The sequence below is a fragment of the Lysinibacter sp. HNR genome, assembly GCF_029760935.1.
Lineage (GTDB): Bacteria > Actinomycetota > Actinomycetes > Actinomycetales > Microbacteriaceae > HNR.
This window is the reverse complement of sequence record NZ_CP121684.1, coordinates 2892826-2918483: the sequence shown is the minus strand read 5'-3', so window position 1 is coordinate 2918483 and position 25658 is coordinate 2892826. Positions and strand designations below refer to the sequence as shown.

Sequence of the window (25658 nt, the reverse complement as noted above, 5' to 3'; positions counted from 1 at the left end):
GAATCCTCAACAATCTTGACAGTTTATTCACAGCGTTATCTACATAATTTACCCGATAAGGTACCAGCAAATACCAACGATTTTATTAAACTGTGGATAACTTACCCACAACGGTAACTGGTTGCTCTCCGTGTAATCAAATTGACGTGGATACTTCACACCACTGCTGCTCTTTGCTGCAAAGTTTCTGAACATAATCGAAGTTTCTTTGGTCAGGGTTTGACGTGGGCGGTAATTCCGCGTATTTTTAACTCTTTGGACGGGTGTTTTTACGCGTCCTGGAGACTTCCGGTCAGGCTCTGATCGGCCAATCGCAAAAAGTGTGGAGTTTGACATGAGTAAGAGGACTTTTCAGCCTAATAACCGTCGTCGTGCGAAGGTACACGGTTTTCGTTTGCGTATGCGTACGCGTGCGGGGCGTGCAATTATTTCTGCACGTCGTGCGAAGGGCCGCACCAAGCTTTCTGCGTAAACTTTTGTGACATCGCACCAGCATCGTGCTCTCCAATAAAAACCGCATTAAATCGGCGGCTGACTATCGTCAAACGGTTCGTCGGGGAGAGCGGTTTCGAGGTCGTTATTGCGTATGTTATGCCATTGCTACAGAAGTGGGGAAGCCCGCTCGATTCGGCTTTATCGTATCGCGCTCGGTCGGGATGGCACACACACGTAATCTTATTCGGCGTCGACTTAAAGCCATTTCTGCTGAGATTTTGGCAGACGGAGTTTCTGCGGTGGATGTGGTCTATCGGGCACACCCGGGCGCTGCCCTGGCAACCTATTCCGAACTTCGCCGTGATCTCATTTCAGTGGTGGCGCGGATTCGTTTAGTGAGTGATTCTGCTGTTAAGGCTGTAGAATCGTGAGGACGTTCCTGATTAATATCGCTCTTATACCGAGAAATATTGTGGTGGGGCTGCTCAAGATTTATCGTTTATGTATTTCGCCCCTGTATGGTGATGTGTGTCGATACTACCCTTCGTGTTCCCGCTATTCACTTGAGGTTTTCCAATCTCACGGTGTTTTTCGCGGGGTGTGGATGACCGTGTGGAGATTGCTACGCTGCAATCCGTGGTCTTCGGGTGGTATTGATGATGTACCGGAGCGAGAACACAAGCACGTATCCTTTACACGACACGGTTTTGTTATTGCTCGTTCCCGAAGAAAGGCACAGTAAGACCACATGGAGTTCCTCGATACTATACTCTGGCCAATTCGATGGGTGATCGAGCTCATTATCGTGGCCTGGCACTATTTCTTTACCTGGATAGGGCTTGACTCAGCTCTGGGTATTACCTGGATTTTGTCTATTGTGGGTCTGGTTGTTGTTGTTCGTGCCGCGCTGATTCCTCTGTTTGTGCGACAGATTAAATCTCAGCGACGAATGATGGAGATTTCACCGCAGCTGAAAAAGATCCAGGATAAATATAAGGGTAAGAAGGATCAATTCTCGCGCGAGGCAATGTCTCGTGAGACTATGGCTCTTTACAAGAACAACGGAACTAGCCCGTTTGCCTCCTGCCTGCCACTTTTGGCACAGATGCCCATTTTCTTTGGTCTTTTTTCGGTTCTTCGAACTGCCAGCGATAATAAGGCTGGTGTCGGTCTCATGACCGAGGAGTTTGCCGCTGAGTTTGGTAATGCCGAAATATTCGGCGCGCCCCTTAAAGCAACCCTGATGGGAGCAATTAACGGAGATGCTGGCTGGCAAGTGATTGTGGTTGCCGCCATCCTGGTTGTTTTCATGATCGCATCACAGTTTTATACTCAGCTTCAGATCACGGCCAAGAATGTTTCGGAAGAAACAAAAAACTCTCCGATGTACAGACAACAGAAGATTTTACTTTACGTCATTCCCTTCATGTTCGTTTTCTCCGGTGTGACTTTCCCGCTCGGGTTGAACTTTTATTGGTTCTCCTCAAACCTTTGGTCAATGGTCCAGCAATTTATCATCATTCGGCAGCTGCCGACTCCGGGTAGCGCAGCTTTCCGGGAACGTCAGGAACGTCTTGCACGCAAAGGCAAGCTAGAAAAAACGGATGATGAAGCAGCTGAAGAAGCGGCCACCGTGCAAAAAACACAGAGACAGCAGCCGATAAACAAAAAGCGTGCAAAAAAGAAATCCGGTAAGCCGGGAAAAAAGAGTTAGGATTTTCCAGTGGTTGAATCTGTTGAAGAGGCTGAGATGATCGAAGTATTAGACAGGGATTCGCGTTCTGTGTCACAGCTAGATGAAGAGGGCGACATTGCCGCAGACTATATCGAGGAACTTTTAGATATTGCGGATCTTGACGGCGATATTGACATCACCACAAAGAACGGTCGCGCTTACGTTTCTGTAAACGATGGTGATGGAGCCGATGGGGGGCTAAGTCTTCTGTCTAGGCCTGAGACGGTCAATGCACTTCAGGAACTTACTCGTCTTGCCGTCCAGAATAAAACGGGTGAATTTTCTCGCCTTATTCTTGATATTGGTGGTTCTCGTGAAGCACGCACCGAACAACTCAGAGTTATGGTTGAAAAAGCGGTGTCTAAAATCGAGGCCGGTAGTGAACGCGAAGCTTTTCCGGCAATGTCATCGTATGAGCGTAAGCTTGTTCACGATTTTGTTTCCGAGGCAGGATTTCATTCTGAGTCCGAAGGCGAGGGTCGGGGACGTCACATCGTGATTTCTCCGCTCAGTTAGTTTCACGTGAAACATTGACTGACGTTATCGTTGAGACAGAGCCACCGATTGCCGCTAAACTGTTTCCCGAAAGAATAGAAGCTCTTCGAGATTTCACTAAAAATCTTGTTGAACGTGGCGAGGAACTTGGGCTCATTGGACCCCTTGAGCTTCCTCGGATCTGGACCAGGCACATACTTAATTGTGCGATTATTGCTCCCCTGCTACGGCAGGGAACCGTTGGAGATGTGGGTTCGGGCTCGGGTTTGCCAGGACTTGTTCTTGCAATCATCCGACCAGACATAAATTTTGTTCTTATTGAGCCCATGGAGCGTCGTGTTTCCTGGCTGAACGATCAGGTTACGACCCTGGGGCTTTCTAATACCCGTGTTATACGTGCTCGTGCAGAAGAAATTGACAGTCAGATTGCTCTTGATCAGGTAACCGCCAGAGCTGTGAGCTCGCTCCAAAAACTGATTCCTCTTACTGCTCCCCTGCTACGCGGCGAGGGAGAACTTATTCTCATGAAGGGAGTGAGTGTGGAGAAGGAAATAGCTGCCGCAGCAAAACAGATCAAAAAATACAAACTTCATAATCCTGAGGTGTTAATTTTAGGGAGCGAGGTTCTCACTGAGGAGACTCGGGTTTTTCGGGCTACAGTAGGTGAGGAAACTTCATGACATTGAGTGTCAGTGATTGGTGATAGCGTTTCACGTGAAACACCTGTAATTGTTTGTTGATGAGAAAAACCGCAGCAATAGAGCAAAGGAATCATGAGTCTAGAATCAAGTGCACCACTTGGACGACAGATTGCCGATAAGGCTCGTCGCCGCAAGTTGTTAAAGGAAAATCCCGCTCCTTTTCCCAATACAACTCGGGTTATAACTATTTCAAACCAAAAAGGGGGAGTGGGTAAAACCACCACCACCGTTAATCTAGCTGCTGCTCTTGCACTATCTGGTGCTCGGGTTTTAGTTATCGATCTTGATCCTCAAGGGAACGCTTCTACTGCACTCGGCGCTGTTCATCGAGAAGAAACCCCCAGTGTTTATGACGTAATTATCGGGGATAAACCCATTGGTGAGGTTATACAGAAGAGCTCACAGGTAGAGAACCTTTATTGTGTTCCCGCAACTATTCACCTTGCGGGAGCAGAGATTGAGCTGGTCTCGTTAGTTGCGAGGGAACAGCGTCTTCGTCGCGCCCTGGATATCTTTCTAGAGAATCAGGATCAAAAATTTCACTATGTCTTTATTGATTGCCCCCCCTCGCTAGGACTACTCACGATTAACGCTTTTGTTGCCGCCCGTGAAGTTCTTATCCCCATCCAATGTGAATATTATGCACTTGAGGGTTTGAGTCAGCTGTTGAAGAACATCCAACTCATCGAATTGCATCTCAACCCTGAACTCCGTCTCTCCACTATCTTGCTTACGATGTTTGATTCACGTACCAACCTGGCAACCGAGGTAGCCAACGAGGTTCGTCAACATTTTCCAGAACAGACGCTGAAAACGGTTATTCCTCGTTCGGTGCGTATTTCTGAGGCTCCAAGCTATGGGCAGAGTGTTATTGAATATGATGAATCATCAACCGGCGCTCTCGCATATCTGGAGGCAGCCGCGGAAATTGGACATCGAGGCATAATCGGGAAGGTCGCTACACATGGCAGCTAAAAAACGAACGGGACTTGGCCGCGGTATTGGAGCGCTCATTCCGAACAAAGACGAGATAACTAAAAGACCGGTTGATGTTTTTTTTGAGACTCCAACACAAAATCTCCCCGAGCAGGAAGAGGATTCCTCTAACCTCGTTCAGGTTCCTGGTGCGCGTTTAGCTCATCTCAAAATCGCGGACATTACCCCCAATGCTCAACAGCCACGAACCGAATTTGATCAAGAGGCATTGGCCGAACTGCAGCACAGTATCCGCGAGTTTGGTGTTCTGCAGCCTATAGTTGTTCGTCCTATTGATCCTGCACCCGCTGCGGGGGAGCCACAATATGAATTGATCATGGGTGAGCGTCGTTTGCGCGCTAGCAAAGCGGTGGGGCGTAAGACAATACCGGCTGTTATTCGAGAAACAGCCGACGAAGACATGTTGAGGGATGCACTTCTTGAAAACCTTCACAGAGCAGAGCTTAACCCACTAGAAGAAGCATCGGCCTATCAGCAGCTCCTTGCCGACTTTGGAATAACCCAAGAACAATTGGCCAAGCGCATAGGGCGCTCACGCTCACAAATTAGCAATACCATGCGGCTCCTTCAACTTCCCGAAACAGTGCAGAACAGGGTTGCTTCAGGTGTGTTGTCGGCGGGTCATGCTCGAGCTATCCTCTCTGTGGCAGGGGATCCTGAGACAATGACTTCGTTTGCGGATAAGATCATCAACGAGGATCTTTCGGTTCGTGCTGCGGAAGCTGTTGCTGCACAGTCGCCCAAAAAGAAAAATAAGCCAAAAGCGGGCGGTAGGTTGGGACAGCTTGCAGACATTTCCGAGCGACTGGGTGATCGTCTGGACACCAGGGTGCGCATTAACCTCGGTGCGAAAAAAGGACAGATTGTTATTGAATTTGCAACTGTTCAGGATATGAACCGGATACTCAACGAATTGGGCGATGAGGGTTTTGGCGGATAGCTTTCCTTTTCCCAGGACCTGTGCACCTTTGTCTGGGGCGTGGGGTGTTTCACGTGAAACGCCCGTGCCACACATCTCGTTCACAGGCGATGGTGTTGTTATTCAAAGCAGGTAGCTTCCACAAATGATTATGAAACCTGTGTGACTTACCTGTCTATTGCCGAGATGTTACGGTATTTTCTCTACGGTACACAAGGTGGAAAAACTCATTATTATCCTTCGTGATTGCGAACACACATCCTGATCAGAGAGCTATTAGAGGTGTCTGATCAGTGAGCCCCTAATTTCTCTAGCGTTATTATGGAGTGTATTACGCTCTACGTTTATTACCGCCGCTAGGCGTTTAATTCCGATATTAATTTCTTTTTCAGTGGGGTAGCAAAATGACAGGCGAATGTTTTTCCTCCCGTCTCCGTTTGCATAAAATGCGGTCCCTGGAGTGTAGGCAACAAGCTCTTGAATCGCTTGTGGAAGCATTTTTTGTGAGTCCAGTTCTTCAGGAAGTGATAACCACACAAAAAACCCACCGCCGGGATCTGTCCAAGAAAGATCACCCAGCGATTCCTTCAGAGCTCTCACCATAGCTTTTTTCCGACCGTGATAGGTATAACGAAGAAGACCCAGGTGATTTTCCCAATTCACATTCGTGAGGTAGTCAGAGACAACGTATTGATTAAAGGAACTTGTGCATAAAATAGCGGACTCCACGGCAAGAATCAGTTTTTCCCGTATCTCTCGAGGAGCGAGAGTCCAGCCAACTCGTAGTCCCGGAGCAAGTGTCTTCGAAAAAGAACCCAGGTACACCACCTCGTTACTCATCGAACGCATAGCCGGGGGAGTGGCTTCAGTGAAGAAGAGCATTCCGTATGGATCATCCTCCACGATAAGGACGTTGTTTCTTTTACAAATCTCAATGATCTGTATGCGTCTCTCATTGGAGAGTGTAATTCCGGAGGGGTTGTGAAAGTTTGGAATTGTATAAAGAAATTTAACAGTTTTCCCGGCGGCACGAAGCCGTTGAATGTGCTCCTCAAGCATTTCGGGAATCAAACCGCTGTGATCGATGGGCACCTGCGCGATTTCCGCCTGATAAGAGCGGAATACACCGATTGCACCCACATAGGTGGGAGCCTCCGTGAGAACAATATCACCGGGGTTCACAAAGATCTTTGTGAGCAATTCGAGAGCCTGCTGTGATCCCGTAGTAACAACAACATCATCAGGAGAAGCCTGAACCCCCTGAGATTCCATCAGGGCACTGATGTGCTCGCGGAGCCCAAAAGCGCCCTGACCCGATCCATACTGAAGTGCCCGGGATCCGTGGAAAGCTAGGACCCGTCTCAGCGATTCGTCGAGCTGATCAAAACTTGGCCCAGAAACAAGGGGCATGCCGCCCGCTAGGGAAACAATCTCGGGACGGGACGAAACAGCAAAGAGTGCCCGAACCTCAGATGAGCTCAAGGCGAGTGCTCTATCTGAGTAGTGTTGATCCCAGGTTTTAAGGGGGGAGATGGTATCGAGATTAACCGTCACAGATAGTCCTTGGAGATGGTGGTTTTTTCGCAGAATAAAACAACACTACTCCGAATAATATGCGGAATAAAATCGCTATTAAGCATAATAAATGAATAATATTCGTATAAAATCCAGTTTTATATCTACATATTCGGAAAATTTACTGTTTCTTAACGCGGTAAAGATGACCAGCTTCATAATCGGCGCACAATGTTCGCTACATAAAAAGACAAGATTAACCGCGTGTTTCGGTATCAGAGCATGTCGGGAAGAAGCTTCGGGTTAGATGCGATGATCAGGTGTCCCGGAGATGCGAAATCGTGTGTCGTGATAGAAACATCAGTCAGAGTTGACACAATAAAACCCCGTGCAATTTGTTGATCAAATATACACGGGGTTCTGGTGCTGATCTACCTAGAGGAAATCAACAAGTTCTTTCTCGATGGCAACCTTTGGTTGTGCTCCGATGATTGTCTTCACCTCGGTACCGTTTTGGAAAACTTTCATGGCGGGAATTGAAGTGATGCGGTATTTTGCTGCAAGTGAGGGGTTTTCGTCAACATTGAGCTTAACAATGCTGATCTTGTCAGCATTTTCGGCTGCGATCTGATCAAGAACCGGTCCCACGAGGCGGCAGGGCCCACACCATTCAGCCCAAAAATCAACAAGAACGGGCTTATCGCTGTTAAGAACTTCTTCGGTAAAGGTTGCTTCGGTTACATCGCGTGTGGCAGACATCTGAATCTCCTTGAGTAGTGGTTTATTTGCCGAGGGCGGCGAGGTAGTGTTCCGCGTCGAGGGCAGCAACTGTTCCTGATGCTGCTGCGGTAACTGCCTGACGATAGGTGGGGTCGATCACATCACCGGCCGCAAAAACGCCGGTTACGGATGTCTTGGAGCTGCGTCCCTCGACAGCGATTGTGCCGTCTTCTGTCAGTTCCAACTTATTGTGGACTAGGTGGGTTCGAGGATCGTTTCCAATTGCAACAAATAGCCCGTTGAGGGGTAATTCGGTGGTTTCGCCGCTCAGAATGTTGCGAAGGGTAACACCCTCAACTCCTTCTTCACCCGAAACACCCACAACCTCTGTGTTCCAAATGAACTCAATCTTCTCATTATCAAAGGCGCGCTGCTGCATGATTTTTGAGGCACGCAGAGTATCTCTGCGGTGAATAACGTAAACCTTGGAGGCAAAGCGGGTAAGGAAGGTGGCCTCTTCCATAGCGGAGTCGCCTCCGCCCACAACAGCGATTGTCTTTTCTTTAAAGAAAAATCCGTCACACGTTGCACACCACGAAATACCGTGACCTGCAAGACGTTCTTCGTCGGACAGCCCCAGTTTTCTATACGCAGAACCAGTGGCAAAAATCACCGCGTGGGCCTCATGGACATCGCCGTTTGAGAGTGTCACTTTTTTGATTTCTCCGGACAGGTCCAATTCAGTAACATCGTCGTAGGAAACAGTTGTGCCAAACTTTTCTGCCTGCTCCTGAAGTTTATCCATGAGCACGGGTCCCTGAATGCCCTCAGGGAAACCAGGAAAGTTTTCCACCTCGGTTGTGTTCATGAGCTCTCCGCCCGCTTCAACAGAACTTGCAAAGAGCAGAGGCTCTAAACCCGCCCGAGACGCATAAATCGCAGCGGTATAACCGGCCGGGCCGGAGCCAATGATAATGATGTGTCGCAAGTCGCTACCTCTTTTGTCTATCGGAGAATATAACCCATCTTATTGTTCAGTTATTCCCGGTGGGTGCTCACTGCCCGTGTGGGGATAAAAAACCGCAAACAATGTTGACCCCGAGGGTTTTAACGACCGATGCGTCGCAGAATTGGTGCGAGCATTTTTTTGAGGTCGGGTGACCTAAAGAGCATGAGTATTCCAAGATAGATAACGGTCATGACGACGGTCACGATGGCCATGCTGAGTACCCAACCGGTGCTCGAGGAGCTGAACCCTTCAAAGGTATTACCGCCCATCATCGTGTTGAGGGTGTAACCGGCAGCGGAGGCCACAATCCCGGCGCCGATGAACAGGGAAATGCTGCGCGTCAGGTTTTTCCCGTCGAGTCCAACACCGAGTCGTTTACCCAGCCAGTAGAGGGCGATGGGTGCGGTTATCATCATTGCTATTCCCTGGGTGAGCGAAGCGCCAAATGCCAGGTACTGTTTGTCAACAAATATTCCCGTCAGAATCACAAGAATGGACTGAAGTGAGTATTGAATAATAAAGAAAATAAGGGGTGTGTGGGTGTTACTCAAGGCATAAAATGTTCTCTGGACAACAAATATTATTGTAAAGAACAACAGCCCTATCATATATCCCACGATGACCAGAGCAAGGGTCTCCGCCTTGGCTGGGTTATCACCCGCAAACACCCGGGCAATCGGGTTTGCAAGAACAATCACCCCAAACATAGCTAAGACTATGGGTAGTAACACGCTCCGCATAATCTCAGAGAACTCATTCCGCACCGCGACGAGGTTATTCAAAGCCGCGTACTCGCTTGTACGGGTAAGATGAGCGGTTGTTATGGACACGGTGATTATTGAGTGCGGAAGCACAAAAATAAGGTATCCATACTTGAGTGCCGTGGTTGAGGCGTTTTCGCTGGCGGAGGATCCCATGACCACGTTGGTTGTGATGATGTAGGCGATCTGTCCCGCGATCATAATTCCCATGGCGCCACCGGACATCCGTCCAACGGCTCGGAAACCAACCCCGCGCCAACCAAAATCAAAACGGAACTTAAGTCCCGCCCGCTTCCAGAAGAAAATCAAAATGAGTGCCTGTGCCATAACACCGAGGGTGGCTGTTCCAGCTAACACCGCAATCTTGGGTAGGCCCCAGAAAAGTTCCTCACCCGCAGGGTCCATGGGAACGCTTCCGAAGAGATGCGTGAAAAGTATCATTCCGGCAATCGCCACAACGTTGTTAAGGATGGGTGCCCAGGTGAAGGGGCCAAACATCTTTCTCGCGTTGAGCACCTCACCCAACACTGTGTAGAGGCCATAAAAGAACACCTGCGGCATACACCAGAAACCAAATCCGATGGCCACGTCCATGACGGGGGTGTTAAGCTTTGTGATCCCGTACATGCTGACAACAACCGGGGTGGCGAGTGTGAGGAGGGTTGTTGCAATACCCAGAATAACGATGGACAGGGTGACAAGCTTATTGATGAATCCGGCACCACCATCGTCCCCTCGAGTGGCGGCCCGTACTATTTGCGGAACCAGAACGGCGTTCAGAACTCCACCCGCGATCAGGGTGTACAGATTGTTGGGCAGGGAGTTTGCCAGGGTAAAAGCGTCAGCACCCAAGCCGGTAATACCAATGGTGCGGGCAAGAACGGCAGCGCTAATAAATCCCGTGATTCGCGAGACGATTGTGCCGGAGGCCAGCCACATTGTGGCCCGACCAATATTGTCGGGGCGAGAACTCAATTACGCGTCTCTTTCATTGTCTGCAGTGTGGTCGTCGGGGTTTGCTGCTTTCCCGGGATGAGGAAGATCCTGTGCCGGGGGAGAAGGTTCAGGCTTTGCACGCTTTTCACGGCGTCGATTACGGATGCTACGCCAAGCCCCGAAACCGAAAAAGCTCGCCACAAGAATTGCCAGTATAGCGAGCCCAACCGCTTCCCACTGTGCTCTAATGCTGAGCGGAATGTTCATCGGAGTGCCGATGAGGGTACCGTCGCCGGTGGAGAGGGACACCGTAATCATGGTTTCTCCGTTGGAAACTCGCGCGGATACCGGAACCCGGATGATGCTTTGTGAGGTTGCCTCTATTCTGGTGGACTCGGTTGCGTCCTTGATCAGGATTCTATTATTTGATGCTGTTGCGTGAACGTTAACCAGTACCGGGTAGGGAAGTTCATTATTTACCTGAATCGGTATCTCTGATTGGGTGGCTGCAACTGTAATTGGCTTGGAGGGGTTAATGCGTACACTGTCAAGGGTTTTACGATCTGTGTGGAAATAGCCCACTGTGCGGCGCGCAAAGGTGTCGTCAGGTGTGGCAATGGCGGTGCTAAAAAGATTAAGAATACGGGTGCTTTGGGTTCCGATAAGAAGTTGGGGAGACTCGAGAACCTGTGAAAAACTTATAACTCTAGCCTCGTATTCCAATCCCTTGCGCAGGGTATCGAGGCGATCCGTATCGATTACTCTCTCCTTTAAGCTGAGCGACATCGCTTCGGGAGGTGAACCACCCTCGGGGGTGAGAGCACTCAGCGCGTCGTTCTGGAATAGAGCCTGAACCCAGCTCAGAGAGGTGAGAGTTGCTGCGGTATCGATGATCCGTGTGCCCGTAGCGATTGTGGAGCGGTCAAAAGCAACCAGAATATGCTGTCGAGTCCCGCCACCCTGCTGGGCAATGAGGGCAAGTTCTGCTGCGGTATATCCTGCTCTTGCCGCAAAATCGGTGGCATTCGTAGTCTCAAGCTGTTGACCAAGAGCGTGTGTGACCTCGCTATTAACCACGAGCGACTCCGTGTTGTTTATGAGGGCTCGGTCTGTTGTGAGAGCGCGGGACAGACCCTCAACATTGTTTGAACCGAGGAGTGCCGTATTAAAACCGTTGTCGGTAAAAAAAACGAGATCGTTGTCAACAACAGTTTCAGTAGGCCACGCGGTAGGGGGAAGCGTGTATGGCCACGAGGTGAGATCATTCACGGTGGGAAAAACGGTCGTGCTGTTTGGGGACTGTTCCCCGTTATTGCTGGGGGTAAAGGCATCGAGGTTTTTAACGGTGAGGGGATGTTGCAGATCAAGCTGAGATTGCGCTGCCAAATCGGCATCCGAAAACTGCAGGGCAAAGCTTGGGTTGGCGGTTGTGGCTAAACGTTTTAACCACTCTTTGGCCGAGGTCGGGGCGCCTTCACCAAGAATTCGTATTGAGGCAATGACACGGGGATCAATCGCGAGAGTCGCGTTTACCGAGATTGCTGCGCTGAGAGACTGGGTGAGTGAGCCGTTTTGACCGGTCAGATCGGCGAGCTGGCTACCCGTTGCCAACCCGAAGATATCGGGGGGAAGCATGAGAGGAACCACGCTCGAGACAACGAGTGACGATGGTTCTGCGACCATTCCCCACACCACGGCGCTGCGTGCGGAGAGTGTTGTATCAATATCGGAACCCGTAATGTTTGCGGAGAGGGAGTACACACCCGGCTCCGAGGGGTTAAGTCCGAGAGCCGCCGTAGTAAAGGTGAACGTTTCTGACACGCTGGATTCTTTAGCCACCTTCCCAATTGCCCCCGTGTAAATCACGGTTCCAAGCCCTGCCGGGGACTCGTTTTGTGTGTTAGCGAGTGTGGTCAGGAAAGTGCTGTCTGTAATTCTGTCTCGATCAATGTGTACAGCAACGTTCAGGTTTGAGACATCCTGGTCTGTGTGGTTATCGACATTGACCAAAACTGAAACGGTGTCCTGATCTGTTGCAATAACGGGTGAGGACGATGCAACCGACACTGAAAAATTCTCGATGATGCTCGACTCTTCAGAGGTCGTCTCCTGGGAGTCCGTGGTTTTTTCTGAAAGGCTGGTTGTTTTAGCTGACGCATCAACGGGAGGAAAGATGCCTTGCTGCCCGGTGGAAAGAGTAAAGGTGAGCAATACTGCGGCAGAGGTGAGCGCGGCACCAATCATTATTTGGGGGTACCGAAGCACGCGAGAACGGGTTTTGCGCGCTGCGAACATACACGAGATTCTACGATGTATCCCTGTGGAAAGTATTTGCGGCGTACCGAAGAGGGAGTATCCCGTTTGTTTTGTGATGCGACACAGCCCCAGCTTGACCCTCTAACATAGACAATTATGCTTAACATGTCTGACTCCGTCGCTGCTTTGCGTTCTGTTGCTGAGTCTCCCGGGGTGAGTGTTCTCTCTGCCGCTTTTGCAGAGGCGAACCATGAGTTGGCACTGGTTGGTGGGCCGGTACGGGACGCGCTTCTGGGACGTCCCGTCAACGATCTCGATTTTGCAACCTCTGCCTCTCCCGACGAGATTCTTCGCATTGTGAAGCCGCACTCGAGTGCTCAGTGGGACGTTGGGCGTGAATTTGGGACTATTGCCGCTCGCGTGGGTGATCAGAGTGTGGAGATAACCACATATCGATCCGATAACTACGATTCTGATTCGCGAAAGCCGGAGGTTGTTTTTGGGGACAGCATTGAGGGCGATCTGAGGCGGCGGGACTTTACAGTAAATGCTATGGCCCTGCGACTTCCCGAGCAGGTTCTTGTCGACCCCTTTGGGGGGGTTGAGGATCTATTGGGTGGGGCCTTACGCACCCCGGGAACCCCCGAGCAGTCTTTCAGTGATGACCCACTGCGGATGATGAGGGCCGCCCGGTTTGCTTCGCAGCTGGGATTTGTGGTTGATGCAAGCGTGCGCATGGCGATGGAAAGCATGAGGGAGCGCTTATCGATTATTTCTCAGGAGAGAATTCGAGACGAACTGAACAAACTTCTCTGCACCGACAATCCGCGTGTGGGGCTGGAACTTCTGGTTGACTCCGGTCTCATGGGGATATTTCTTCCTGAGGTTCCCGAACTTAAACACACTGCAGACGATCACAAGCGACATAAGGATGTTTATCAGCACAGCCTCACCGTTCTTGATCAGGCGATTCAGCTTGAGAAGGAGCGTTCAACAGGCCCCGACTCCTCCCCAGATCTGGTGGTGCGACTTGCCGCCCTGCTTCACGACATTGGTAAGCCGTCAACTCGGCGTTTTGAAAGCGGTGGGGTAGTTACCTTTCATCACCACGATGTTGTGGGTTCTAAAATGAGCAAAAAAAGATTGCGTGCGCTGCGCTACGACAACGACACGATCCGGGCTGTGGGGCGTTTGGTGGAGCTCCACCTGAGATTTTTTGGATACACCGATGCAAAGTGGTCGGATTCGGCGGTTCGTCGCTATGTGCGCGATGCGGGGCCCGAGTTGGAGCGCCTGCACGTCCTGGTGCGGGCGGATGTCACTACCCAGAACGTTCGCAAGGCCGATCGCCTAGCCTTTGCCTACGATGACCTGGAGGATCGCATCCGTATTTTGCGTGAGCAGGAGGAATTGGATGCTGTTCGTCCCGACCTTAACGGTGAGCAGATTATGAAGATTTTAAACCTTACGCCCGGACCCGTGGTTGGGCGAGCGTACGCTTTTCTCATGGAGCTGAGGCTGGAGGAGGGCGTGCTCGGTGAGGAAGAAGCCACGGTTCGTCTTCGAGAGTGGGCGCGTACGGAGAGAATTGAGGGGGTCTCGTGAGTGTGTCTTCTGCTCGGAATGATCTGAGGCCCGTCGCAGATATTCTGGATGCGCAGCGTGTGCTCTTTATCCACGCCCACCCCGATGATGAAACGATTGCAACCGGGGGAACAATCGCTCTTCTTGTTGCCCGCGGTGCAAACGTCACGGTCCTCACGTCAAATCGTGGCGAGGGCGGTGAGGTTGTGGCCGGTAACCTGAGCTCTCTCGAGGGGACCGAGGAATTAGGACCCTATCGCGCCGGCGAGGTCTTGAATGCGATGGCCGCACTGGGGGTGACCGATCAGCGCTTTTTGGGTTCCGCTGAGGCGAGGGCCAGCGGCAAGAGCCCTAGAGAGTATCGTGACTCGGGTATGCAGTGGGGGAGTGATGGTTTTGCGATCGCCGATCCCAATTCTCCCGCCGATGCCTTTTGTAAGGTTCCCTTTGAAGAGGTGCTTGATGACGCACGCCTGGTTGCGCGGGAAACCTATCCTGACGCGATTGTGAGCTACGACGAGCGTGGTGGGTACGGGCATCCCGATCACATTCGCTGCCATCGGATTGCTGCTGTGCTCGCTTCCGAGCTGGATGTCCCCTTTTATATGGTGATCCCCGCAACATCGTCGGAGCGGGTCGATTACGAGGTGGATGTGGAGCCGGTTTTTGAACAAAAAGTGGCTGCGCTGCGTGCCCACCAGACCCAGCTCACGGTCGAGGGGGACAGCCTGGTGCACTCGGGGGGTCAGCGCCAGGTGATCGATCGGGTGGAGCGTTTTCGGCAGCACTAGGTGTGGGCAGGAAAATGCGCTATTATGGCTAAGTTGCCCGCTCTCTTGAGCGTGCGCGATGTGTATAGACCCTCCTGTTGCAGACCGTCTGCAACCGTTAAGTCCGAAGGAGGTGGGTTAGTAATGCACCAATACGAACTTATGGTCATTCTCGATCCAGAAGTGGATGAGCGTACCGTACCGACGAGCCTGGATAAATTCCTCGCTGTTATTACCCAGAGTGGTGGTAGCGTCGAAAATATCGATATCTGGGGTAAGCGCCGTCTCGCTTACGAAATTATGAAGAAGTCAGAGGGTATTTACGCCGTTGTTGACTTCACCGCAACCCCTGATGCAAGCAGCGAGCTTGACCGTCAGCTTGGCCTGAGCGAGGCCGTGCTCCGCACCAAGATTATTCGTGCGGATGAGGGTATTGCTCAGCGCGCCAAGCAGAAAGAACGTGAGTCGGCCAAGGCCGCTCGCGCCAAGAAAAAGCCCGCGCAGACAGACGTAAAACAGGACGCTTAGGCTCATGGCAGGCGAAACGATCATCACCGTGGTGGGAAACCTCACCGCTGATCCCGAGTTGCGCTATACCCAGAGCGGTATTGCCCTGGCCACGTTTACCATTGCTTCGACTCCGCGTAGTTTTGATCGCCAGTCGAACGAGTGGAAAGATGGCGAGGCCCTGTTTCTTCGCGCGAGCGTGTGGCGCGAGTTTGCGGAGCATGTAGCGAGTTCACTCACCAAGGGTTCCCGGGTTATTGCCACGGGTCGCTTGAAGCAGCGTTCCTACGAGACAAAAGAGGGTGAAAAGCGCACCAGCATGGAGATCGATGTTGATGAGATCGGTCCAAGCTTGCGTTACGCAACCGCGAGCATCACTCGCACGCAGTCTCGCGGGGCTATGGGTGGCGGACAGGCGCAGATGGGTAACGCAGCGAGCGAACCCTGGGCGGCCGCACCGGCACCACAAACCTCTAACGACGGTTGGGCAAACCCCGGCGCGAGCTTTGACGGTGCCGACGCACCGTTTTGATCGTTAGTTTCGCTGACGTGAGTTCAGCACCACACAAGAATTATTAAGAAAGTTAGGAATACCATGGCTGGAAAGTCAAGCGGTGGAAACCGCAAGCAGGGTGGCCGCGGCGGTAAGGGTGTAAAGCCCATCGCTCCCGCAAAATCCATCACGGTTGGCGTCATCGACTACAAGGATGTTGCCACGCTTCGTAAATTTGTCTCTGAGCGCGGAAAAATTCGCGCGCGCCGAATCACTGGCGTATCCGTTCAGGAGCAGCGTCTCATCGCTAAGGCCGTTAAAAACGCCCGCGAAATGGCACTTCTTCCCTACGCCGGTTCTGGCCGTTAGGAGTTAGTCACATGTCAAAGATTATTCTGACTCACGAGGTTACCGGACTCGGTGAACCCGGAGATGTTCTTGAGGTCAAGAATGGTTATGCGCGCAACTACCTTTTCCCTCAGGGTTTTGCTGTTGCGTGGACCCGCGGTGGTGAAAAGCAGGTTGAGCAGATCCGCGCCGCTCGCGCCGCTCGCGAGCTGGCAACCATTGAGGAGGCCCAGGACATCAAGGCAAAACTCGAAGCTGCCAAGGTGCGTCTTGCGGTAAAGACTGGAACGGGTGGCCGTCTCTTTGGTTCTGTGAAGACTGTTCATATTGCCGACGCGGTAAAAGAGGCCGGTGTGGCCGAGCTGGACAAACGCAAGATTGAGATTCCAACCGCGATTAAAACTACCGGCGAGTACACTGCAACTGTTCGTCTCCGTGATGACATTAATGCAACTATTACCCTCCAGGTTATTTCGGACAAGAAGAAATAGACTTTCTTCGTATAAAATAGAATGAGGATGGCGAGGTTCCCTAGGGGGTTCCTCGCCATCCATGTTTTGTGAGCGTTTGATTTACTCTGTACGATTACAAATTGTGGGCGGGTCTTTGCCGCACATCGAGAGTGGAGAGAAAATCTGGGTTTTCTCCCCTACAGCCCCGTTTCTTCCCTCCCGGGCTCGTGTTGAAGATCAAGCTGGGGATCGTAAAAAGACGGTCTGAGGAGTTCAAGAAACTGCATGATACTGTCGGCTCGGCTAAAGCTTGTATCCTCAAGAAGCCACTGGTAGCGCATACCGTCTGCGAGGGCGACAATCCAGCGCGCCACGGTTTCGATCGTGGTTCCGGGCGGGAGCTTTGTCGTGTTGATGATTTTGGTGAGGGCCATCCTCATGCTCTCGATTCGTTGAACATAACTGGTGCGAAACCATTCCTGGGCGGGATGCTCATCGGAGAGGCTCTCCCCGGAGAGAAGGGCGTTGAGTTTCATGAGAGCGGGTGTTTTCTCGTGATCTCGCAGCATCCCACAAAAGGTTTGAAGGTATTGAGCCCCCGATGTCGCATTAAGCTCGATGGCCCGGGGGCTTCGCTCGTCGCGTTCGCGCAGGACGGCGAGCAGCAGGGAGCTTTTTGAGGGAAAGTGGTGGAGGAGTCCGGCCTGAGAGATCCCAACATCCTCTGCGATCTCGGCGATTGTGGCAACGTGAAAACCGTTTTCGGAGAAGAGGCGAGTTGCAGAGTCGAGTATGGCTCGGCGGCGGGCATCACCGCGGGGGCTGTGGCGTTCGACTTTCGAGTGAGGGTGAGGCTCTTGTGTCATGGTTTATTCCTTGAAGTCCTGGCGTGCAAGGGTGTGGTTTTTCGCTGCGAGGGACACTCTCTTGATGGTAGTGCCATTTCCTATTGACAGCCAACCGAGCGCACGCTAGGTTTAAGGGCACGGTGAACCAGTCGCAGTTTTAGTTACCGCCGAGGAAAACCCAGCGACAGGCACCCACACCGGTCAAACGAGCAGACTCGTGACCAAAATATCTGTTTACTCTGCTGCTTTTGTGCGCTGTATAAGGGTTTGCGCGAGTGGTGATTACTACTATCGACGAGGAGGTCGACCTGTGAAGAAATGGGTTTTAAGATCAGCAATCCTAACAACTGTGGCTGCCGTAACGGTGGCTTTGAGCGGATGTGCCGGATCGGATGCACCGCCTGAGGGCGGGGGAACACTCACCCTGGCCAATTCCCGGGATCTGGCCTCGTACGATACGGGAGAGCTTGATACGGGTGTGCATGTTCTCTACTGGCAACCGGTCTACGACACCCTTCTGAAGTTCACGCCCGAGGGCGAGATCACACCCAACATGGCGACCAGCTACGAGTATGATGAGGGTCGTACAAAGCTTACACTTACGCTACGCCCTGGAATCACCTTTAGTGACGGTGCCGAGTTTAACGCCGAGGCGGTTAAAGCAAACATTGAGCACCTCCAATCGGGCACCGGTGTCAGTGTCTACATGGTTAAAAATGTTTCTGACGTGACGGTTCTGGATGCTCAGACGGTAGAGATATCCCTCTCCGCTCCAGATCCCGCGTTTACCTACTACCTCTGCCTGGTTGCCGGAGCGATGGCCTCCCCCGATGCCCTGGATAATGAGGATCTTGCGGCAAATCCGGTGGGCTCCGGCCCCTACGTTCTTGATAAGACTCAGACGATCATCGGAAGCCAGTATGCGTACTCGCGAAATCCGTCGTACTGGAACGCGGAGGCGTACCCCTACGACTCCATCGTGGTCAAGCCCATGGAAGACTTGACCGCTCGGGTAAACGCGCTTAAATCGGGACAGATTAACGGTGCTGTGGCAGACTCCACCATCCTGGAGGAGGCCGAATCAAGCGGTCTTAATCTCAGCCGCAACCCCATCACCTGGCAGGGATTTATGATTTTTGACCGCGTCGGAGAGACCATTCCTGCCCTGGCGGATCTTCGGGTGCGGCAGGCCATTAACTACGCCATCGATAAGAAGAGCGCCCTGGAAAAGATCTTCCTCGGAGCCGGATACACCTCAACACAGATCTTTAACAATCAGAGTGAGGCCTATGTTGCGGACCTTGACGATGACTACGATTACGACCCCGCGCGGGCACGGCAGCTCATGGTCGAGGCCGGATACGCAGACGGGTTTGACGTAACAATGCCCGAGTATCCCGGCGTGAATGTTTTCCCTTTTATCTCGCAGCAACTCGAAGAAATAGGCATCCGGGTCACCTGGGATAAAATCACCGGCGACCAAATTGCCCCCAAAATCATGGGCGGAGAATATCCCATGGCCTACTTTGGCGGAAGCTCGGGACAACCCTGGCGTGATATCCAAAAAATGGTGGATGTTGAGGGGGCCTGGAACCCGGGAAAAACCGTCACCCCGGAACTCACCGAGCTCATGGCGGCGGCACAGGCAGCGGAGGAGGATTCCCAACCCGCTGCCTATCAGGCGGTGAGCCGTTACCTGGTGGACAACGCGTGGTTTGGGGTGTGGCTGTACAGCGACAATATCTTCCTTCTTGACTCGCAAACGAGCGTGGTGGAGCAGCCCGGAAGCATCGTTCCCTACATTCAAAACTTTACGCCCGCGAAGTAACGGAGAGATGAATCATGATTGCTTTCATCCTGAAACGGCTCGGTGCGGGGGTGATTCTGCTCGTGGTGATCTCCTTCATCACCTTCTGCTTGGTGCACCTCGGGGGTGCCAATATTGCCCGTAATGTGCTGGGCCCGGAGGCCGATGCGCAGCAGGTTGCTGCAAAGGCCACGGAGTTGGGACTCGACCAGCCGCTCCTCACGCAGTACATCGAGTGGGTATCTGGGGTGCTTCGAGGTAACCTCGGAACATCCTGGTTTAGCCCGGAGTCGGTGTCGTCGGCGCTGCTTAGCCGGGCTTCCGTAACCCTCTCGCTCGTGACGATCTCGATTGTGATCGTTGCGACATTCAGCGTGGCTTTTGGCGTGATAGCCGCCGTGCGGCGGGGGTGGGTTGATCGTGTGGTTCAGATTGTTTCGGTTGTGGGGGCAGCCTTGCCCAACTTTTGGATCGCGATGGTTTTGGTGGTGCTCTTTGCCGTGGGTCTGCGAATTCTTCCCGCGACGGGATACGTCACTCCGGCTGCTTCGGTGGGAGGCTGGCTTGCCTCCCTAGTTTTGCCGGTAACCGCCCTGGTAATTGGGGGGATTGCCGCCGCCGCGCAGCAGACTCGCGGCGCGGTCATCGACGTTCTCTCGCAGGACTATATCCGCACGCTGCGCTCGCGGGGGCTCTCTACGCGATCCGTTCTCTTGAAGCACACGCTCAAGAACGCCGCCCCTCCCACCCTCACCATCCTGAGTCTGCAATTTATTGGGATGATCGGCGGGGCCGTTGTGATCGAAAAAGTTTTTGCTCTACCGGGACTGGGATTGCTGGCCGTTAACGCGGCTCTGCGCAGTGATGTCCCCATCATCATGGGAGTGGTTATGATGCTTGCAGTCATTGTTATCGTGGTTAATCTTCTGATTGATGTGGCCGCCGGCTGGGCCAACCCAAAGGTGCGTGTGTCATGAGTGAGTCGGGGGTGTCAACCGCAAAGATCGATTTTGGTACGGTTACGGCATCGCATGCCGGAACGCTGCGGAAGATTCTGCGAAATCCGTTTGGTCTCATTCCCCTCATCGTTCTTTTTCTGATTGTTTTGGTGAGCATATTTGCGAACGTGATTGCTCCCTTTCGGCCCGATCACGTACAGATTAGCCTGGCAAATGTTGCTCCCTTCACCTCGGAATTTCTGCTCGGGGGAGACGCGGCGGGGCGTGACGTTTTCAGTCGCCTGTTGGTTGCGGGGCAGCTCTCGCTACTGGGAGCACTCATTACCGTGGTGGTGGCGCTTGTACTGGGCGCAACCAGCGGGCTTATCGCCGGGTATTTTCGCGGCGGATTTGACCTCTCTGCCGGTTGGGTATCGGATGTCATCCTGGTGTTGCCCTCCAAGATTGTTTTGGTGGCCCTCTTTGTAGTGTTGGGACCCAACACACTCATGTCGATGGCCGTGCTGGGTGTGATGGTGGCTCCCAGCTTTTTCCGTCTGGTGCGTACGCTGGTTATCGGTGTGAAAAACGAGCTCTATGTCGATGCCGCCAGGGTGTCTGGCCTCAGGGATCGCCGAATTATTTCGCGCCATATCCTGAGCGTGGTGCGTGCTCCCATCATTATTCAGGCCGCGTTTACCGCGGGCATCGCCGTGGTGATCCAGGCCGGACTCGAATTTATCGGGCTGGGTGACCCCAACACCCCAACCTGGGGTGGCATGCTGCAGGATGCGTTTTTGGCACTTTACACGGCACCGGCCCTTCTGATCTGGCCCGGTGTGATCATCGGTCTTTTTGTGGGGTCGTGTATTTTGCTGGGTAATGCGATACGTGATGCCCTCGAGGACGTGGCTGTGGTGACCACCCGTCGGCAAAACGAGGCACCCACGCTGGCAATATCCCTTCCCGTGGAGGGGGCCGAGAGTGTACAAAACGCTACTTTGCCCTCCCCCATCACGGTCACCGAGAGGTTGCAAGCCGAGGGTCCCGACGATGCTCTTGTGGCGCTCGACAACCTCTGGGTGGGATACGATCAGCCTGACGACACAACCAAGATGGTGGTCGATGGCGTGTCCTTACGTATTGCTGCGGGAGAGGTTCTTGGCCTGGTGGGTGAGTCCGGCTCGGGCAAGAGCCAAACCGCGTTTGCGATTCTGGGTTTGCTTCCCTCCGGAGGCCGTGTTGTATCCGGTTCCATTCGTTTTGACGGGGTGGATCTGGCTCGGGCAACCAAGCAGCAGGTGGCCAGTCTACGGGGTCGCCGTATCGCCTACGTTCCGCAGGAACCGATGAGTAACCTGGACCCGGCTTTTCGGGTGGGGGCGCAGCTTATCGAACCTCTGATGTCGGTGCAGAAGCTCAGCCGAGCGAAAGCTACCGATCGCGCGCTGGAACTGCTTCGAGCGGTGGAGATTTCCGATCCACGCCGCGTGTTTAACTCGTTCCCACACCAAATATCCGGTGGTATGGCCCAGCGGGTTCTCATCGCGGGGGCGATCTCGGGTGACCCCGAACTACTCATTGCGGATGAACCCACGACTGCCCTTGACGTGACGGTTCAGGCCGAGATTCTTGATATTCTCCGCGAACTACAGCAAGAGAAAAACATGGCGATGCTCTTGGTTACCCACAACTTTGGTGTGGTTGCCGATCTCTGCGACAGGGTTGCCGTGATGCAACGGGGACACCTGGTGGAGGCGGGTGCGGCGACCGACATTTTTATGGAACCCCAGCACCCCTACACGCAAGCTCTGCTTGATGCGGTGCTCGACGGAGGCCCGGCCCGGCCCGCCATTGATGGTGTGTCGATTGATGCCGGGTCGGCTCGCAATTTGCCCAGTGCCGATCCGTTGCATGAGCCGAAGGAGAGTGTGCGGTGATCAAAAATCTGCTTGAAGTGCGTGACCTGGTGGTTGAATATCCCAGCAAGGGTTTTCGTAAACCTCCCTTTCAGGCGCTGCACGAGGTGTCGATTGATATTGCCCCCGGAGAATGCCTGGGACTGGTGGGTGAGTCCGGCTCGGGGAAAACCACTCTGGGCAGGGCAGTGTTGGGCCTCACCCCGGTAAAAACGGGAACGGTGCGCTACGAGGGACGCGATATCACCCACTTGGGAAAGGTTGCCCGGCGTGAGTTGGCCGCCGAGCTTCAGGTCGTTTTTCAAGACCCATACACCTCGCTCAACCCGGCCATGAGAATTCGGGATATTCTTGCTGAGCCGTTAACGGCGCAGGGGGTGCAGCGGAGGGAAGCACACGAGCGGGTAGAGAAACTCCTGGTGGATGTGGGGTTACCTCCGGATGCCGCGCACCGGCTTCCCCGGGAATTCTCCGGCGGACAGAGGCAGCGCGTTGCGATTGCCCGGGCGCTCGCGCTTAGTCCTCGGCTGATCGTCTGTGACGAGCCCGTGTCGGCGCTCGACCTCTCAACCCAGGCCCGGGTTCTTGATCTTCTCATTGAGATTCAGCAGCGCACCGGTGTCTCTTACCTTTTTGTGTCTCACGACCTTGCCGTGGTGCGGCACATTAGCCACCGGGTTGCGGTGATGTTTCGGGGAAAGATTGTTGAGGTGGGGGAGAGTGATCGGGTGACGAGCCGACCGGATCATCCTTATACGCGACAATTGTTGATGTCGGCCCCTGTTCCCGATCCCGAGGAGCAGCGGCAGCGGCGGGTTGCGCGCAGGCAACTGTTGGATGCGGAGCCCGTGTTGTAATGAATCTCGACCTGGAAACCGTGGAGCTGTGCGTACGTGTGATTGCCGCGCTGATCTTTGGTGCGGCAATTGGTCTAGAGCGACAGTGGCTTTCTCGAATGGCCGGTATCCGCACAAATGCCCTGGTAGCCGGGGGTGCTGCGCTCTTTGTGATGATCGGTTCCCACGGTTTTTCGGGGGGCAACGCTGACCCCACTCGGGTTGCGGCTCAGGTTGTTTCCGGTATCGGCTTTTTGGGGGCGGGGGTGATCCTGCGCGAGGGCCTGAATATTCGTGGTCTGAACACGGCGGCAACACTCTGGTGTTCGGCCGCGGTGGGTTCTTTGGCCGGTGCCGGAATGTATTGGCTTGCCCTGTTTGGGTCGATAGCCGTGATTTGCTCCAATATTTTAATGCGTCCGCTGGGTCGCTTTGTGAATCGGCACAGTCGTACGGTGCCGCGTCGCGCGGCCGACCCCGCCCACGCAGAGTCTTCGGATAACGAAACCGTAGAGTTCATGCTGGAGGCGCGCACCAACGATAAGAGTGAACCTCGGATTCGGGCGCTTATGCTTCAGGCGGTGAATCGCCCCGAGTTTAGCCTGCACTCGATTCAGACGGTGACCGCTAAAAACTCTCAGGTTGTCGTGCGTGCCGAGGTAACGGGTTCTTCGAGTGTGGGGGTGGGGGTGCTGGAGCGTGCGGTGGAGAGAATCAGCCTCGACCCCAAGGTGGTGGCGGCGCGCTGGCAGGAGGTTGATGCCGATGACTAGGGCGGAATAAAACCAGGATAGAGAGCACTCGATACACGAGGATAAAGCTTTGAATACGGGACAAAACCCGGGACTAGAGAACACAACTTTGAGACTGGAACAAACACACGAAAGGGGAGTCGATTACCGTGAGGGCGATTCTTGTAATGTACGACACGCTTAACCGACGGATGCTTCCGCCCTACGGGGCCGACCGGGTGCACGCACCACATTTTTCCCGGCTGCAGGAGCGCACAACACTGTTTGACAATTGCTATGCGGGGTCGATGCCGTGCGTTCCGGCTCGTCGCGAAATGCATACCGGGCGATACAACTTTTTGCATAGATCCTGGGGTCCGCTTGAGCCTTTTGACGATTCTGCACCCCAGATCCTCAAAGAAAACGGGGTCTACACCCACCTGGTTACCGATCATCGCCACTACTGGGGTGACGGCGGATCCAACTATCACTCCCGTTTTTCCAGCTTTGAGTTTTTCCGTGGCCAAGAGGGAGATCCGTGGAAGGGCCACGTTGCCGACCCGGAAATCCCCGAGACCGTTGCTCCGCGCGGGGATGCGGTGTGGCGGCAGGACTGGGTAAATCGGCAGTACCTTAAGAGGGAGTCTGAGCATCCACAGACCCGCACGTTTGATGCGGGTCTGGAGTTTATTAAGACCAATCGAGAGGAGGATCGCTGGTTTGTGCAGATTGAGGCTTTTGATCCGCACGAACCGTTCTTTAGTTACGACAACTATCGGCAACTCTACGAGGAAAACTACGAGGGACGTCACTTTGACTGGCCCGCCTATCGTCGGGTTATCGAGGATCCGAACGAGGTGGAACACCTCAAAAACGAGTATCTGGCGCTGCTCAGTATGTGCGATCACTCGCTTGGGCGGGTGCTTGACGCCATGGATGAGTACAACATGTGGAATGACACCATGCTCATCGTGTGCACCGACCACGGTCTCCTGCTGGGCGAACACAATTGGTGGGGAAAGAATGTTCAACCCTGGTACGACGAGAATATTCACACCCCGCTCTTTGTGTGGGATCCACGATCCGGTGTGGCGGGGGAGCGGCGAAGCTCTCTGGTGCAGACGATTGATTTTGCTCCCACTCTGCTTGACTTCTTTGGGATCGAACCTACTCCCGATATGCAGGGTGTTCCTCTGAGGGAAACGATCAGGTCGGATACCCCGGTGCGGGAGGTTGGCCTCTTTGGTAATAGCGGCGGTCACGTAAACATCACCGATGGCCGTTACGTGTACATGCGATCCTGTGCCACCCCGGATAATGGGCCGCTTTTTGACTACACGCTCATGCCGATGCACATGTCCAGCCTGTTTAGCCCCGAGGAACTGCGTGATGCTGAGTTGGTTCCGCCGTTTGATTTCACCAAGGATGTGCGGGTGTTGAAGGTTCCGGCCTTTACCTTTGGCAGCCCGTATGTTTACGGAACCCTGCTCTTTGACCTGGAGGAGGACCCGCAGCAGGAGAATCCGCTGCGTGATGCCCAGCTGGAACGGCGCATGGCAACGCTGCTCGTGGAGGCGATGCGATTCTCGGATGCCCCGGTTGAGCAGTTTCAACGCCTGGGACTTCCCGCGGAGGGAGAGGTGGGGGACGAACATCTTCTTATTGAGAAACAGTGGGAGCAGGTGGAACGTTCTCGCGAACCGGTTTTACGCTTTGAGGACTTTTCGGAAGGTTCTCCCGTTGTGACCCGCACCCTGGGCGAGTTGCTGGACAACGAGCAAACCAAAAATAGTGTGCTCAAGGCTATCCCATTTCTTGATAATGCGTTCCTCATGCGGATGGCCGCGGCGATGACCCTGGTTGAGATTGCGGCGATGAAGGCGGATCTTCCACGGGAAACTTTGGAGGATCTTGATCGTGAACTGTCTGCCCTATTGGGGTGAGGCA

At 53.4% G+C, this 25658-nt stretch carries 26 protein-coding genes; 20 read left to right on the top strand and 6 right to left on the bottom strand.

The window, feature by feature from the left end:
- Positions 1-334 precede the first annotated feature (334 nt).
- The 8 genes from rpmH to FrondiHNR_RS13065 all read left to right on the top strand — a co-directional run bounded on the left by rpmH (position 335) and on the right by FrondiHNR_RS13065 (position 5302).
- Entirely contained in the window at positions 335-472 is a 138-nt protein-coding gene (rpmH, locus tag FrondiHNR_RS13100; protein ID WP_279353209.1) for a 50S ribosomal protein L34, read from the top strand.
- 25 nt (positions 473-497) lie between these two features.
- Positions 498-866 carry a ribonuclease P protein component gene (gene rnpA / locus FrondiHNR_RS13095; RefSeq protein WP_279353208.1) on the top strand — a complete coding sequence of 123 codons (369 nt, stop codon included), beginning with the start codon at positions 498-500 and terminating at the stop codon, positions 864-866.
- Positions 863-1177: a membrane protein insertion efficiency factor YidD gene (yidD, locus tag FrondiHNR_RS13090; RefSeq protein ID WP_347567108.1), complete on the top strand. Its 315-nt coding sequence runs from the start codon at positions 863-865 to the stop codon at positions 1175-1177. Before rnpA ends, yidD begins: the two co-directional genes overlap by 4 nt.
- 6 nt (positions 1178-1183) lie before the next feature.
- Positions 1184-2149, top strand: coding sequence for a membrane protein insertase YidC (yidC, locus tag FrondiHNR_RS13085; protein ID WP_279353207.1), 966 nt, complete (start codon positions 1184-1186; stop codon positions 2147-2149).
- 36 nt (positions 2150-2185) lie between these two features.
- The gene (locus FrondiHNR_RS13080; protein WP_279354565.1) at positions 2186-2686 is read left to right on the top strand and encodes a R3H domain-containing nucleic acid-binding protein; all 501 of its coding nucleotides are present in this window, start codon (positions 2186-2188) and stop codon (positions 2684-2686) included.
- Positions 2687-2700: 14 nt separating this feature from the next.
- Complete coding sequence (rsmG, locus tag FrondiHNR_RS13075) at positions 2701-3345, top strand: 16S rRNA (guanine(527)-N(7))-methyltransferase RsmG (RefSeq protein WP_279353206.1); 645 nt, start codon at positions 2701-2703, stop codon at positions 3343-3345.
- A gap of 93 nt (positions 3346-3438) precedes the next feature.
- Positions 3439-4341, top strand: coding sequence for an AAA family ATPase (locus FrondiHNR_RS13070; RefSeq protein ID WP_279353205.1), 903 nt, complete (start codon positions 3439-3441; stop codon positions 4339-4341).
- Complete coding sequence (locus FrondiHNR_RS13065; RefSeq protein ID WP_279353204.1) at positions 4331-5302, top strand: ParB/RepB/Spo0J family partition protein; 972 nt, start codon at positions 4331-4333, stop codon at positions 5300-5302. Before FrondiHNR_RS13070 ends, FrondiHNR_RS13065 begins: the two co-directional genes overlap by 11 nt.
- Positions 5303-5557: 255 nt before the next feature.
- Here the strand turns inward: FrondiHNR_RS13065 and FrondiHNR_RS13060 are convergent, their stop codons facing one another.
- From FrondiHNR_RS13060 to FrondiHNR_RS13040, 5 genes are all read right to left on the bottom strand, one after another.
- Positions 5558-6835 carry a PLP-dependent aminotransferase family protein gene (locus FrondiHNR_RS13060; RefSeq protein WP_279353203.1) on the bottom strand — a complete coding sequence of 426 codons (1278 nt, stop codon included), beginning with the start codon at positions 6833-6835 and terminating at the stop codon, positions 5558-5560.
- Between the two features lie 396 nt (positions 6836-7231).
- Positions 7232-7555 carry a thioredoxin gene (gene trxA, locus FrondiHNR_RS13055; protein WP_279353202.1) on the bottom strand — a complete coding sequence of 108 codons (324 nt, stop codon included), beginning with the start codon at positions 7553-7555 and terminating at the stop codon, positions 7232-7234.
- 22 nt (positions 7556-7577) lie between these two features.
- Positions 7578-8504 carry a thioredoxin-disulfide reductase gene (gene trxB, locus FrondiHNR_RS13050; protein WP_279353201.1) on the bottom strand — a complete coding sequence of 309 codons (927 nt, stop codon included), beginning with the start codon at positions 8502-8504 and terminating at the stop codon, positions 7578-7580.
- 119 nt (positions 8505-8623) lie between these two features.
- Positions 8624-10261: a lipid II flippase MurJ gene (locus tag FrondiHNR_RS13045; RefSeq protein ID WP_279353200.1), complete on the bottom strand. Its 1638-nt coding sequence runs from the start codon at positions 10259-10261 to the stop codon at positions 8624-8626.
- Positions 10262-12517, bottom strand: a complete 2256-nt coding sequence (locus FrondiHNR_RS13040) for a DUF6049 family protein (protein ID WP_279353199.1) — start codon at positions 12515-12517, stop codon at positions 10262-10264.
- Between the two features lie 117 nt (positions 12518-12634).
- Here FrondiHNR_RS13040 and FrondiHNR_RS13035 point away from each other — a divergent pair, with 117 nt between their 5' ends.
- The 6 genes from FrondiHNR_RS13035 to rplI all read left to right on the top strand — a co-directional run bounded on the left by FrondiHNR_RS13035 (position 12635) and on the right by rplI (position 16671).
- Complete coding sequence (locus FrondiHNR_RS13035; RefSeq protein WP_279353198.1) at positions 12635-14083, top strand: CCA tRNA nucleotidyltransferase; 1449 nt, start codon at positions 12635-12637, stop codon at positions 14081-14083.
- Positions 14080-14853, top strand: a complete 774-nt coding sequence (locus FrondiHNR_RS13030; RefSeq protein WP_279353197.1) for a PIG-L family deacetylase — start codon at positions 14080-14082, stop codon at positions 14851-14853. The genes FrondiHNR_RS13035 and FrondiHNR_RS13030 overlap by 4 nt, the downstream gene beginning before the upstream one ends.
- A 123-nt stretch (positions 14854-14976) precedes the next feature.
- Positions 14977-15360, top strand: a complete 384-nt coding sequence (rpsF, locus tag FrondiHNR_RS13025) for a 30S ribosomal protein S6 (RefSeq protein WP_279353196.1) — start codon at positions 14977-14979, stop codon at positions 15358-15360.
- Between the two features lie 4 nt (positions 15361-15364).
- Positions 15365-15871, top strand: a complete 507-nt coding sequence (locus FrondiHNR_RS13020) for a single-stranded DNA-binding protein (protein ID WP_279353195.1) — start codon at positions 15365-15367, stop codon at positions 15869-15871.
- Between the two features lie 63 nt (positions 15872-15934).
- Positions 15935-16201: a 30S ribosomal protein S18 gene (rpsR, locus tag FrondiHNR_RS13015; RefSeq protein WP_279353194.1), complete on the top strand. Its 267-nt coding sequence runs from the start codon at positions 15935-15937 to the stop codon at positions 16199-16201.
- Between the two features lie 11 nt (positions 16202-16212).
- Positions 16213-16671 carry a 50S ribosomal protein L9 gene (gene rplI / locus FrondiHNR_RS13010; RefSeq protein WP_279353193.1) on the top strand — a complete coding sequence of 153 codons (459 nt, stop codon included), beginning with the start codon at positions 16213-16215 and terminating at the stop codon, positions 16669-16671.
- 158 nt (positions 16672-16829) lie between these two features.
- On the opposite strand, the gene FrondiHNR_RS13005 is transcribed toward rplI, so the two are convergent.
- On the bottom strand, positions 16830-17498 hold the full coding sequence (locus FrondiHNR_RS13005; RefSeq protein ID WP_279353192.1) for a TetR/AcrR family transcriptional regulator: 669 nt from the start codon (positions 17496-17498) through the stop codon (positions 16830-16832).
- A gap of 292 nt (positions 17499-17790) precedes the next feature.
- On the opposite strand from FrondiHNR_RS13005, the gene FrondiHNR_RS13000 reads away from it, so the two are divergent.
- From FrondiHNR_RS13000 to FrondiHNR_RS12975, 6 genes are all read left to right on the top strand, one after another.
- On the top strand, positions 17791-19308 hold the full coding sequence (locus FrondiHNR_RS13000; RefSeq protein ID WP_279353191.1) for an ABC transporter substrate-binding protein: 1518 nt from the start codon (positions 17791-17793) through the stop codon (positions 19306-19308).
- A 14-nt stretch (positions 19309-19322) separates the two neighbouring features.
- Entirely contained in the window at positions 19323-20264 is a 942-nt protein-coding gene (locus FrondiHNR_RS12995; protein WP_279353190.1) for an ABC transporter permease, read from the top strand.
- Entirely contained in the window at positions 20261-22165 is a 1905-nt protein-coding gene (locus FrondiHNR_RS12990; protein ID WP_279353189.1) for a dipeptide/oligopeptide/nickel ABC transporter permease/ATP-binding protein, read from the top strand. The genes FrondiHNR_RS12995 and FrondiHNR_RS12990 overlap by 4 nt, the downstream gene beginning before the upstream one ends.
- Entirely contained in the window at positions 22162-23001 is an 840-nt protein-coding gene (locus FrondiHNR_RS12985; RefSeq protein WP_279353188.1) for an ATP-binding cassette domain-containing protein, read from the top strand. The genes FrondiHNR_RS12990 and FrondiHNR_RS12985 overlap by 4 nt, the downstream gene beginning before the upstream one ends.
- On the top strand, positions 23001-23753 hold the full coding sequence (locus FrondiHNR_RS12980; protein ID WP_279353187.1) for an MgtC/SapB family protein: 753 nt from the start codon (positions 23001-23003) through the stop codon (positions 23751-23753). Before FrondiHNR_RS12985 ends, FrondiHNR_RS12980 begins: the two co-directional genes overlap by 1 nt.
- A gap of 128 nt (positions 23754-23881) precedes the next feature.
- Positions 23882-25654 carry a sulfatase gene (locus tag FrondiHNR_RS12975; protein ID WP_279353186.1) on the top strand — a complete coding sequence of 591 codons (1773 nt, stop codon included), beginning with the start codon at positions 23882-23884 and terminating at the stop codon, positions 25652-25654.
- The last annotated feature ends 4 nt before the right edge of the window (positions 25655-25658 follow it).

Bases quoted from the DNA above. Each gene is read 5' to 3' on its own strand.
- rpmH (WP_279353209.1), top strand. From the start codon at position 335: ATGAGTAAGAGGACTTTTCAGCCTAATAACCGTCGTCGTGCGAAGGTA.
- yidC (WP_279353207.1), top strand. From the start codon at position 1,184: ATGGAGTTCCTCGATACTATACTCTGGCCAATTCGATGGGTGATCGAG.
- FrondiHNR_RS13080 (WP_279354565.1), top strand. From the start codon at position 2,186: ATGATCGAAGTATTAGACAGGGATTCGCGTTCTGTGTCACAGCTAGAT.
- FrondiHNR_RS13070 (WP_279353205.1), top strand. From the start codon at position 3,439: ATGAGTCTAGAATCAAGTGCACCACTTGGACGACAGATTGCCGATAAG.
- FrondiHNR_RS13065 (WP_279353204.1), top strand. From the start codon at position 4,331: ATGGCAGCTAAAAAACGAACGGGACTTGGCCGCGGTATTGGAGCGCTC.
- trxA (WP_279353202.1), bottom strand. From the start codon at position 7,555: ATGTCTGCCACACGCGATGTAACCGAAGCAACCTTTACCGAAGAAGTT.
- FrondiHNR_RS13040 (WP_279353199.1), bottom strand. From the start codon at position 12,517: ATGTTCGCAGCGCGCAAAACCCGTTCTCGCGTGCTTCGGTACCCCCAA.
- FrondiHNR_RS13035 (WP_279353198.1), top strand. From the start codon at position 12,635: ATGCTTAACATGTCTGACTCCGTCGCTGCTTTGCGTTCTGTTGCTGAG.
- rpsF (WP_279353196.1), top strand. From the start codon at position 14,977: ATGCACCAATACGAACTTATGGTCATTCTCGATCCAGAAGTGGATGAG.
- FrondiHNR_RS13020 (WP_279353195.1), top strand. From the start codon at position 15,365: ATGGCAGGCGAAACGATCATCACCGTGGTGGGAAACCTCACCGCTGAT.
- rpsR (WP_279353194.1), top strand. From the start codon at position 15,935: ATGGCTGGAAAGTCAAGCGGTGGAAACCGCAAGCAGGGTGGCCGCGGC.
- rplI (WP_279353193.1), top strand. From the start codon at position 16,213: ATGTCAAAGATTATTCTGACTCACGAGGTTACCGGACTCGGTGAACCC.
- FrondiHNR_RS13005 (WP_279353192.1), bottom strand. From the start codon at position 17,498: ATGACACAAGAGCCTCACCCTCACTCGAAAGTCGAACGCCACAGCCCC.
- FrondiHNR_RS12995 (WP_279353190.1), top strand. From the start codon at position 19,323: ATGATTGCTTTCATCCTGAAACGGCTCGGTGCGGGGGTGATTCTGCTC.
- FrondiHNR_RS12990 (WP_279353189.1), top strand. From the start codon at position 20,261: ATGAGTGAGTCGGGGGTGTCAACCGCAAAGATCGATTTTGGTACGGTT.
- FrondiHNR_RS12980 (WP_279353187.1), top strand. From the start codon at position 23,001: ATGAATCTCGACCTGGAAACCGTGGAGCTGTGCGTACGTGTGATTGCC.